This window comes from Methylobacterium sp. WL6 (assembly GCF_008040095.1).
Taxonomy (GTDB): domain Bacteria; phylum Pseudomonadota; class Alphaproteobacteria; order Rhizobiales; family Beijerinckiaceae; genus Methylobacterium.
In genome coordinates, this window is sequence record NZ_VRVH01000165.1 from 1 (window position 1) to 9745 (window position 9745).

The 9745-nt window shown below is 71.7% G+C and carries 12 protein-coding genes and 2 pseudogenes; 7 read left to right on the forward strand and 7 right to left on the reverse strand.

Translation table 11 applies throughout. The features are described from left to right. The 3 genes and pseudogenes from FV230_RS18655 to FV230_RS18665 all read right to left on the reverse strand — a co-directional run. A pseudogene (locus FV230_RS18655) lies at positions 1-252 on the reverse strand (helicase); the annotation flags it as partial. Positions 253-302: 50 nt separating this feature from the next. Further along, the gene (locus tag FV230_RS18660; protein WP_147843464.1) at positions 303-671 is read right to left on the reverse strand and encodes a DUF393 domain-containing protein; all 369 of its coding nucleotides are present in this window, start codon (positions 669-671) and stop codon (positions 303-305) included. Between the two features lie 271 nt (positions 672-942). After that, entirely contained in the window at positions 943-1494 is a 552-nt protein-coding gene (locus FV230_RS18665) for a hypothetical protein (protein WP_243939006.1), read from the reverse strand. Positions 1495-1551: 57 nt separating this feature from the next. Here FV230_RS18665 and FV230_RS18670 point away from each other — a divergent pair, with 57 nt between their 5' ends. Next, positions 1552-1824 (forward strand): hypothetical protein, encoded by a 273-nt coding sequence (locus FV230_RS18670; protein WP_147843465.1) that lies wholly within the window; start codon positions 1552-1554, stop codon positions 1822-1824. A gap of 21 nt (positions 1825-1845) precedes the next feature. Here the strand turns inward: FV230_RS18670 and FV230_RS30855 are convergent, their stop codons facing one another. From FV230_RS30855 to FV230_RS18680, 3 genes and pseudogenes are all read right to left on the reverse strand, one after another. Then, positions 1846-2112, reverse strand: coding sequence for a GNAT family N-acetyltransferase (locus FV230_RS30855; RefSeq protein WP_246694915.1), 267 nt, complete (start codon positions 2110-2112; stop codon positions 1846-1848). Positions 2113-2160: 48 nt separating this feature from the next. After that, positions 2161-2562, reverse strand: a pseudogene (locus FV230_RS30860) (AsmA family protein); the annotation flags it as partial. 117 nt (positions 2563-2679) lie between these two features. Continuing rightward, a complete protein-coding gene (locus FV230_RS18680) occupies positions 2680-2916 on the reverse strand; it encodes a hypothetical protein (protein ID WP_147843467.1) in 237 nt (78 codons plus the stop codon). A 198-nt stretch (positions 2917-3114) separates the two neighbouring features. Here FV230_RS18680 and FV230_RS18685 point away from each other — a divergent pair, with 198 nt between their 5' ends. The 6 genes from FV230_RS18685 (at position 3115) to proC (ending at position 9079) form a co-directional block, all read left to right on the forward strand. After that, the gene (locus tag FV230_RS18685; RefSeq protein ID WP_147843468.1) at positions 3115-5502 is read left to right on the forward strand and encodes a UvrD-helicase domain-containing protein; all 2388 of its coding nucleotides are present in this window, start codon (positions 3115-3117) and stop codon (positions 5500-5502) included. Positions 5503-5879: 377 nt separating this feature from the next. Further along, entirely contained in the window at positions 5880-6596 is a 717-nt protein-coding gene (locus FV230_RS18690) for a PhoH family protein (protein ID WP_147726528.1), read from the forward strand. Between the two features lie 133 nt (positions 6597-6729). Then, entirely contained in the window at positions 6730-6966 is a 237-nt protein-coding gene (locus FV230_RS18695) for a hypothetical protein (RefSeq protein WP_147726526.1), read from the forward strand. Positions 6967-7123: 157 nt separating this feature from the next. Further along, the gene (locus FV230_RS18700) at positions 7124-7414 is read left to right on the forward strand and encodes an accessory factor UbiK family protein (protein WP_147726524.1); all 291 of its coding nucleotides are present in this window, start codon (positions 7124-7126) and stop codon (positions 7412-7414) included. A gap of 316 nt (positions 7415-7730) precedes the next feature. After that, positions 7731-8240 (forward strand): YbjN domain-containing protein, encoded by a 510-nt coding sequence (locus tag FV230_RS18705; protein WP_147726522.1) that lies wholly within the window; start codon positions 7731-7733, stop codon positions 8238-8240. A gap of 8 nt (positions 8241-8248) precedes the next feature. Then, positions 8249-9079: a pyrroline-5-carboxylate reductase gene (gene proC, locus FV230_RS18710; RefSeq protein ID WP_147843469.1), complete on the forward strand. Its 831-nt coding sequence runs from the start codon at positions 8249-8251 to the stop codon at positions 9077-9079. Between the two features lie 194 nt (positions 9080-9273). Here the strand turns inward: proC and mdcG are convergent. After that, positions 9274-9745: malonate decarboxylase holo-[acyl-carrier-protein] synthase (gene mdcG, locus FV230_RS18715; RefSeq protein WP_147843470.1), on the reverse strand; the 472-nt coding region annotated here is incomplete at its 5' end.

Genomic DNA, 9745 nt, shown 5'->3' on the forward strand with positions numbered 1-9745 from the left:
CCGCCCCGGCTCGGCCCGGAGCGCCGGCAGGGCGAGCTTCAGCGCCGCGACGCCGGTCTGCGAGAAGGCCTGGCGCGCCGTCCCGTCGCGGAGCGCCGCGGCGACGGCGGAATCCTCGACGAAGCCGTCCTGCTCGGGCAGGCCCATCCGGACGCGCAGGGCCTCGCGGTCGATCGCGGCCGCCGCGATCCCGAGCCGGTGCAGGGCGTCGGCCAGGATATCGGTCGTCAGGTGGATGCGCTTGCGAGCCATGCCCTACCTTCTCGGCCGCGACGCGCCGGATCAAGCACGCCGGCAGGTTCTCAACGGTTGCGGACGAGCCAGCGGGCGATGCGGGGGCGGAGCGGCAGGAACGCGCGATAGGCGATCTCGGCGAGCGGCAGCACGACCGGGAGCCGCGCGATCCGCGCGAGCCAACGCCAGCGCGGCAGCGCACTCCACAGTCGGGCGAAGCCCGCCGCCCCCGACCGGAGCCGGCCGTCGGCGTCGCGGACATGGAAGCGGGCGCGGGCCGCCGCACGGTCGAGGTCCGGCCCGAGGGGAGCGCCGTCCGGCGCCACGTCGACGAAGGCGATGCGCTCGGCCCCGCGGCAGCGGCGATAATGCCCGATCTCCGCCCGGCAGAGCGGGCAGGCTCCGTCGTAGTAGACGGTCAGCGTCTCGTCGGGCACGGGATGGTCCTCTTGGCGACCCCCGGGAGATAGGGGGGGCAGGGCCCACGCGGCAGCGCGGCCGGACGCCGCTGGGCCGGTCGCACGCCCGGGCCGCAAAGCCCTCGCGCCTCATTAGCGACCGGCGTCGCAGATCCCTCCAAGGGGCCGGGTCGAAGCGGGAGTCCCTTCCCCCAGAGGGAGCCGCGCGGCGCTGGCCACGCCCCATTCGAAGACGTTCGACGCCGTGCGATCCGAACCCCCATCGGCAAGCTCAGCCGCAGCCTCCGCCCTATCGGCGGTCGTAGGGATCGTAGGGCGCGAGCGCATCCCCGAGCGCCTTGGCGGCCGGATCGCGCCGGAGATCGAGCTCCCGGTCGAGGGCGCGCACGAAGCGCTCGCGGCCGGCTTCCAGCTCGCGGCCGAGGCCGCCGAAGGCTTCGGCGACCTCGACATGGGGCGGCCCGTCGGTGACGAGGTAGTCGATCCCGCAATCCGGCTCGGCCGGGCGCCCGGCAGGGCGGAGCCAGTAGCAGATGCGGACGCGGGTGAACGGCTCGCCCGCGCGCCGCTCGACCCGGGCGGGCGCCAGTCGAAAGCTGTCTGGCCGGGCCCGCTCGGCATAGGCGAGGCTCTGGCCGACGGTGACGAAGCCCTGCGTGCGGTGCCCGCGCACCAGCGCCATCGCCCGCGCGTCGGAGAGGTCCGCCGGCTGCGCCTGGGCGCCCGCGAGCGAGGCGAGGCCGAGGGCCGCTGTCAGAAAAGCCCGCCGCGCCGCCCGCAGAGACGGCCTCGCGGGCCGGCCGGCCTCGTCCGGCGTTGCGGCGCGGCTGGGCTTCACCATGTCTTGCTCCGATCCCGCTTCGCGTGCGTGAAGCCCGATGCTGCAGGAGCCTGTACCGTGCCGCGCTACTTCTTCAACACACGGATCGGCGACGACTGGGTGACGGATCCGGACGGCGCCGACCTGCCCGATGCTGACGCCGCCTGGGAGGCCGCCCGCGACACCATCCTGGCGGCGCTGCGCGCCGGCCAAGCGCGTGAGGCGCGGGACCAGGCCCGGCTGATGACGGCCGACCTCGTCGTCACCGATGCCGCGGGCGAGATCGTGCTGGAATTCCCCTTCGCCGAGGCGGTCGAGATCGACCCGGACCCCGGCGCGACGTTGCACTGACCGCGACACGCGGCATCGATCTCAGCGCTCGGCGCTTCGCTTGCGCAGGGGCCGCGTCAGGCGGGTGCCGGCCGCGACGAAGCCGGTGGCGGCGCAGAAGGCTTCGAGGTCCGGCCGGTCCGGCGGCAGCACCATCTCCAGCCCGTCGCATCCGGCGGTGCGCGCGGCCTGCGCCGCCGCCTTGAGCAGCAGGCGCCCGAGCCCGCGCCGGCGGTCGTCGGGCGCGACGAGGAGCGTCGTGATCTGCGCGGTCGGCTCGGCGACGAGGGTGCGGTACCAGTGCAGCACGACGAGGCCGCCCGGCGGCCCCCACTCGACCGCGACGAGGGCCGCGCCGTCGCGGCCGCGCAGGGCCTCGCCGAGGCCGGCCGGCACCACGAGGGCGTCGCCCTCGGTCACCGGCAGCTTGACCTCGGCGCGGCCGATCCGGGTCTCGGTGAAGCGGAACGCGCCCGCCAGCAGCGGGCTCAGGCCGAGCTCGGCCTTGACGAAGCGCAGATCGAGGGCGGGCCGTCCCGGCTCGTCGCCGAGATGAAGGCGGTCGAGGCGCAGGCGCGGCGAGGGCAGCAGCCGCACGTCGATGCGGCCCTCGCTGCGCACCGGCAGGCCGAGGGACCGGCTCACGGTCGCGTCGACGAAGGCGCGATGGGTCGGCCAGTCGATGAAGGGCGGCACCGCGAGCGCCGCGACGAGGATCAGGATGACGGCGCCCGCGAGCGCGGTCAGGAGGTCACGCACCGTGATCGTTCCGCATGCACCCCGCGCCACCCGGCGGGTTCACGGCGGGCATAGCACGGCGCGGGACCGCAGGCGCCAGGGCGCCCGCGGCCTCGGTTCAACGCCCGCGGGCTCGGCTCAGCGCCGGGGAGCGACGATCACGCCCGGGGTGGGTTGGGGCGCCTGCATCTGCTGGCTGCGCTGGATCTCCATGCGCGTGGTGTTGTTCTGCGAGGTGAGGTTCTGCTGCAGCGCCCGGGACTCGCCCTGGCGGGCGAAGGACTCGTTGGCGGCGTCGGGGTTGCCCTGCCGGACCTGCGCGAGGGCGGGCGTGGCGGCGAGGGCGGCGATGATGGCGATCGGCACGATGCGCATCGGGCGCTCCTGTGTGGGGGATGTCTGTCGATGATGTGAGCAAGCGGCCGGCCTGCTTCAAGTTCCCGCCCGGCGGCCGCGCGGGGCGGCGACATTGCGTCCGGGCCTCGGGCTCCGGGCCTCGGCGATCGCGCCTCAGCGTCGAGGCCTCGGCGTCCGGGTCTCGACGCCGTTCGCGTTTTGGTCCAGGGATTGCCCATGCCGAACTCTTCGCATGCGACGCCGCCTTCCGACGCGGAGCGTGGCTCCAGCTCCATCGCCGCCCGCGCCATGGGGGCCTTGCGCCCGAGCGCGTCCTCCTATCTCGACGGCCTGAACGACGAGCAGCGCCGCGCCGTCGAGGCGACGGAGGGCCCCGTCCTCGTGCTGGCCGGCGCCGGCACCGGCAAGACGCGGGTGCTGACGACCCGCATCGCCCACCTGATCACGACCGGCCGGGCGCGGCCGTTCGACATCCTGTCGGTGACCTTCACCAACAAGGCCGCGCGGGAGATGAAGCACCGCATCGGCACGCTGATCGGGCCGGCCGGCGAGGGCATGCCCTGGCTCGGCACCTTCCACGCCATCGGCACCAAGATCCTGCGCCGCCACGCCGAGTTGGTGGGCTTGAAATCCGACTTCACGATCCTCGGCACCGACGACCAGCTGCGCCTGATGAAGCAGGTGCTGAAGGACCAGAACATCGACGAGAAGCGCTGGCCGGCACGCGCGCTCGGCCACGTCATCGACGGCTGGAAGAACCGCGGCCTCGGCCCGGACCAGATCCCGGCCGGCGAGGCGCAGGCCTTCGCCTTCGGCAAGGGCGGCGACCTCTACACCGCCTACCAGGCCCGGCTCGTCACGCTCAACGCGGTCGATTTCGGCGACCTGCTGCTGCTCTGCCTCAAGCTGTGGCGCGAGAATCCGGACGTGCTGGCCAACTACCAGGACCGGTTCCGCTACATCCTCGTCGACGAGTACCAGGACACCAACGTCGCCCAGTACCTCTGGCTCAGGCTGCTCGGGCAGGTGCGCAAGAACATCGCCTGCGTCGGCGACGACGACCAGTCGATCTACGGCTGGCGCGGGGCCGAGGTCGACAACATCCTGCGCTTCGAGCACGATTTTCCCGGTGCCGTGGTGGTCCGCCTGGAGCGCAACTACCGCTCGACGGGCCACATCCTGGCCGCCGCCTCGGGCCTGATCGCCAAGAACCAGGGCCGGCTCGGCAAGACCCTGCGCACGGAGGACGAGCTCGGCGAGCCCGTCACCGTGTCGGGCGCGTGGGATTCGGAAGAAGAGGCGCGGCTCCTGGCGGAGTCGATCGAGGCGCTCCAGGCCAAGCAGCACCCGCTCTCCGAGATCGCGGTGCTGGTGCGGATCTCGGCGCAGATGCGCGAGATCGAGGACCGCTTCGTCCAGCTCGGCCTGCCCTACCGGGTGATCGGCGGCCCGCGCTTCTACGAGCGCGCCGAGATCCGCGACGCGCTGGCCTACCTGCGCGCGACCAACAACCCGTCCGACGACCTCGCCTTCGAGCGGATCGTCAACACCCCCAAGCGCGGCCTGGGCGACGCGACGCTGCAGCAGCTCCACCTCTACGCCCGCGCTGAGCAGGTCCCGCTGCTCCACGCCGCGCGAAAGCTCTGCGAGACCGACGAGCTCAAGCCCCGCGTGCGCTCGACGCTGCGCGCGCTCACCGAGAGCTTCTCGCGGTGGGCGCGGCTCGTCGAGAGTAACCCGCATTCCGAGGTGGCGCAGACCATCCTCGAGGAATCCGGCTACACCGAGATGTGGCAGAAGGAGAAGTCGGCCGACGCGGCCGGGCGGCTGGAGAACCTCAAGGAGTTCGTCCGCTCGATGGAGGAGTTCCCCGACATGGGCGCCTTCCTCGAGCACGTCTCGCTGGTGATGGAGGCCTCGGAGGCCGAGGGCGCCGAGCGCGTCTCGCTGATGACCCTGCACGCGGCCAAGGGGCTGGAATTCGACACGGTGTTCCTGCCCGGCTGGGAGGATGGCCTCTTCCCGAACCAGCGCGCCCTCGACGAGAGCGGCCGCGCGGGCCTCGAGGAGGAGCGTCGCCTCGCCCATGTCGGGCTGACGCGGGCCCGCAAGCGCGCGAAGCTGTCCTTTGCCGTCAACCGCCGCATCCACGGCCTGTGGTCCTCGACCATCCCGTCGCGCTTCATCGACGAGCTGCCGGAATCGGCGGTCGACGTGATCGAGGCGCCGGCTCACTTCTCCGCCGGCGCCTCGCGCTTCGACCGCAATCCGCAGCCCTTCGGCTCGAGCTACGGCACGCCGGGCTGGCAGCGGGCGCAGGCCAATACCGGGCAGCAGAACAACTTCGGCAAGGGCGCGGCGCACACCACCGCCCGCGGCTTCGGCGCCTCGCCCGGCGGCGGGCGCGGCGGCCCGCGCCAGATCGAGGGCGAGCTGATCGCCAAATCCACCGGCACGCCCTCGGCCTTCGAGGCCGGGATGCGGGTTCTGCACACCAAGTTCGGCCCCGGCGACGTGGCCGCCGTCGACGGCAACAAGCTCACCGTTGACTTCGACAAGGCCGGTCGCAAGATGGTGCTCGACAGCTTCCTGCAGCCGGCCTGAGGCCGCTCGCGGACGAGCGTGACGTCGGGCGTAGGACACGACCTTGGGCGGACCGGACACGGCCCCATCCCCCGACCGTCCCGGCGCACCATCCGCCGTCGTCCGAGCCATTTCAGCAACACCTGCCGGGCCCCGTCATGCGGCCGTCGCATCGCCCGACTCTATGGTGCGCGCGTTGCATGCTCCGGCAACGACCAGGCGGGCCGCGAAGCGGCTCGTCTTGTCCACAAGCTTCGTGTCGAGGGCCGGAACCGGCTCGAGGCAGCGTCATTGCTTCCGAGAGGAGAGATAAGCCCACGATACGAAGGTTAGAGCGAAGAGCGGTTTCTGGTTAGCAAGTTCTTTTGGTTGGCAAATCCCACGCGGAGTGTTGATCGATGAAAAGACGGCGCGCACGACTCGAGCTGGTGGAAGACCGCACGGTCCGGCTGCACAGGACCCGCTTCGACGAGGAACGAAACCTAGGCCCGATCCAGCCGCTGACCGACCGGCAGGCGGAATACCTCGACGCGCTCGCCCTGAACCCGCAGGTCATCGTGCTCGGCCCGGCCGGCACCGGCAAGACCTACATCGCCGGCACACGCGCCGCCGACCTGCTGCGCCAGCGCCGGATCGCCAAGGTGATCATCACCCGCCCGAACGTTCCCGGCGGCCGTTCGCTTGGCTTCTTTCCCGGCACGCTGGAGGAGAAGATCGCGCCCTGGGTCGCTCCCCTCACCGAGGCGATGAAGGAACGGATGGGCGCCGCCGCCTTCGAGATCGCCCTGAAGGCCGGCGACATCGAGATCGTGCCGTTCGAGGTGATGCGCGGGCGCACCTTCAAGGACTGCCTGGTGATCCTCGACGAGGCGCAGAACACGACCACCGCCGAGATCAAGATGTTCCTCACCCGCATCGGCGACGCCTGCCAGGTGATCATCAACGGCGACGTCTCGCAGACCGACCTGCGCGAGACCTCGGGCCTGCGCACCGTCATCCACCTGATCAAGAGCCGGATGATGCCGATCCCCGTGGTCGAGTTCACCCGCGACGACATCGTCCGCTCCGGAATTTGCGCGGAGTGGGTGAAGGCTTTCGAGGAAACGAATCTGTAAGTTGCGAGTTACCAGCGGCGGGTCGAAGCGGAGACCCGCCGCGCTTCACCGGCGCGACGTCCTTCTCTCATCTCCCGGACCCGGGAGATGACATGGGTGCCGCGGCCCGACGACAAGAAACAGGATTATCTCCGTGAGGAAACTGACCTTCGCCGTTGCCGTTCTGGCCTCGCTCGGCGCCGCCGCCATCACCGCCCCCGCCTCCGCCGCCCCGGGCGCCCCGATGGGTGTGACCGCCCCCGACGCGATCGAGCATGTCCAGATGCACCGCATGGAGCGTCGCATGATGCATCGCCGGATGGAGCGTCGCATGATGCGCCGGCACATGGAGCACCGCATGATGCGCCGCCACATGATGCGCCGCATGTGATCTGACCGACCCTGATCGGTCGGCGACGGGGTCCTTCGGGGCCCCGTTTTCTTTTGTGGCCGCCCGCGCCGCTGCGCGCCGGCGGATTGCCCCGGACTCCGCGGATTCCTATGTCGAGGCGCAGGCCGGGTTGCGGCTGCGAGCTTTCGGAGACCACATGCCCCCCTCCAACCGCCTGTTCGACGACTTCGCCCGCCTGATGACGGATGCCGCGGGCGCCGCGCAGGGGGTGCGCCGCGAGGCCGAGACCGTGATCCGCGCCCAGGCCGAGCGGCTGATCCGCGACATGGACATCGCCTCCCGCGAGGAGCTCGACGTGCTGCGCGACATGGTCGCCACCCTGCGCGCGCAGAACGAGGCGCTGACCGCGCGGGTCGCGGCGCTCGAGGCCGATGCGGCGCCGGCCGCGGCCGCTGCGTCCACCGCCGGAGCGAGCGAGGCGATCTGATCCGACGCGCGGGCGACCGGCGCGAATCGGTCTCGGCGGGGCGGCGGGCTTGTACACAGGAAGCGCGCGCGAACGATCCATTTCCTGTTCACCGGCCGGGCGAAGCGCTTTGTGTCGCGAGTCCGCGCCGGTTTATAGTCGGTGACGTACTGATTCGCCTTAGCCCGCCGAAGACCGGGAGCCGCCAAGTCGTCATCGCGCGATATTCCGTCCCATCGGGACAAGTGATTTCGTGTCGTGACATGGTTCCGAACTTTGGTTATTTATCGTTCACCATGCCGCGGCGCCGGAATACGCGGCGTCATCTCGGATCGTCATGCCACAGCTTCACGTCGACATCGAAGGCTACGATCGGATCGAGCACCCGCTCGATGTCGTGGAGCGTCTTGCCGCGCTCCGCGACTGGATCTTCGATCGCGCCGAGACGGACGAGATGTCCGTCGTGGTGGCCGGGCGCTGGACCGAATACCAGGTCGCGTTCACCTGGATCGAGGACGTCGAGGCCCTGCACGTCGCCTGCGCCTTCGACCTCAAGGTGCCGGATCGCCGCCGCACCGAGGTGCAGCGCCTGATCGCGCTGATCAACGAGCAGCTCTGGATCGGGCATTTCGACCTGTGGTCGAGCGACGACGTGGTGATGTTCCGCCATTCGCTCCTGCTCGCCGGCGGCTCGGTGCCGACGCATCCGCAATGCGCGATGCTGCTGAAGTCGGCGGTGGAGGCGTGCGAGCGCTACTACCAGGCCTTCCAGTTCGTGCTCTGGGCCGGCAAGTCCGCCCGCGAGGCGCTGGACGCGGTCCTGTTCGAGACCGAGGGCGAGGCCTGAGGCCCGCCATGGCCGCTCCTCCCGCGGCGGGCGCCCTGCCCGCCTCCCTCACCCTCGTCGGGGCGGGCAAGATGGGCGGGGCGATGCTCGAAGGCTGGCTCGCGGCCGGCCTCGACCCGAAGCGCACGACGATCGTCGAGGCCGATCCGTCCGATGCGCTGCGCGCGCTCTGCACCGCCCGCGGCCTCGCCCTCAACCCGGCCACGGTCGCGCCCGCCGCCGTCCTCGTCCTCGCGATCAAGCCGCAAGGGTTCGCTGACGCCGCGCCCGGCCTCGACCGGATGATCGGCCCGGGCACCGTCGTCCTGTCGATCCTGGCCGGCAAGACCGTGGCCGACATCGAAGGCCGCCTGCCGAGCGCCCGGGCGATCGTGCGCGCAATGCCGAACCTGCCCGCCAGCATCGGCCGCGGGGCCACCGGCGCCGTCGCGAACGCGGCGGTGACCGCGGGCCAGCGTGCCGCCGTCGCGGCTCTGCTCGGCGCCAACGGGCTCGTGGAATGGGTCGGCTCGGAAGCCGAGATCGATGCGGTCACCGCCCTGTCGGGCTCGGGTCCGGCCTACGTCTTCCTGATGGTCGAGGCGATGACCGAGGCCGGGATCGCCGCCGGGCTCGATCCGCAGGTCGCTGCGCGGCTTGCCCGGGCCACGATCTCCGGCGCCGGCGCCCTCCTCGACGCGAGCGACCTACCCGCATCGGAATTGCGTCGCAACGTCACCTCGCCGGGCGGCACCACCGCCGCCGCCCTCGACGTGTTGATGCGCGACGACGCGCTTGGCCCCCTGATGCGGGAGGCCGTCGCGGCGGCCAAACGGCGGGCGGGCGAGCTGGCCGGCTGAGGCTCGAAGCCATAGGGCATGCGGGGCTCCTCCATCCCACTCCCTCATCCTGAGGCGCCCGCGCCAGTGGGCCTCGAAGGAGCCCTCCGGGAATCGCTCGCAAGCTGGAAGCCTCCTTCGAGGCCTCCGCTTCGCTGCGGCACCTCAGGATGAGGATGGTGGACGGGATCGGCTGAAGGCTCGATCCTTCGGCCTCACCGGTCCAAGCTTGCAGGAACCAGCGCCACCCGATCGAGCCCCTTGGCCAGCACCGATCCGCCGGGCGGGGCGTCGCGGAGTTCGCGCCAGTTCACCCCGGCGCCGTCCGGCAGGACGACTTCGCCGTCGAGGCGCATCGGGGCGCCCGCCTCGATCGCGGCGAGGCCGTCGAGGAGGCTGTGCGTCACGGTGGCCGGCCAGAGCAGGTCGAGGTCCGAGGTCGTGGAGAGGTAGGCGAGGCCGGTCAGGCTTTGCCACAGCAGGCCGCCGAACACCTGCGGGACGACGCCGTATTCGGCGGCCAGCGCCAGCACCGCGTCGATGGCGAGGTGCCAGGCCGGCGGCGCGGATGGGCGCGCGGCGGCGAGGGTCATGGGAGGGGACGGCGTGGCGTCGGCCCACGGCACCGCGAGGCCGATGCGGCGCTTGCCGGCGGCCGGCGGCAGGGGCAGCCCGGCGGGCAGATGG

What these genes read in the sequence shown, in the direction of transcription:
- FV230_RS18665 (WP_243939006.1), bottom strand. Translation starts at nt 1,494, where the DNA reads ATGGTGAAGCCCAGCCGCGCCGCAACGCCGGACGAGGCCGGCCGGCCC.
- FV230_RS18680 (WP_147843467.1), bottom strand. Translation starts at nt 2,916, where the DNA reads ATGCGCATCGTGCCGATCGCCATCATCGCCGCCCTCGCCGCCACGCCC.
- FV230_RS18685 (WP_147843468.1), top strand. Translation starts at nt 3,115, where the DNA reads ATGCCGAACTCTTCGCATGCGACGCCGCCTTCCGACGCGGAGCGTGGC.
- FV230_RS18690 (WP_147726528.1), top strand. Translation starts at nt 5,880, where the DNA reads ATGAAAAGACGGCGCGCACGACTCGAGCTGGTGGAAGACCGCACGGTC.
- FV230_RS18700 (WP_147726524.1), top strand. Translation starts at nt 7,124, where the DNA reads ATGCCCCCCTCCAACCGCCTGTTCGACGACTTCGCCCGCCTGATGACG.
- FV230_RS18705 (WP_147726522.1), top strand. Translation starts at nt 7,731, where the DNA reads ATGCCACAGCTTCACGTCGACATCGAAGGCTACGATCGGATCGAGCAC.
- proC (WP_147843469.1), top strand. Translation starts at nt 8,249, where the DNA reads ATGGCCGCTCCTCCCGCGGCGGGCGCCCTGCCCGCCTCCCTCACCCTC.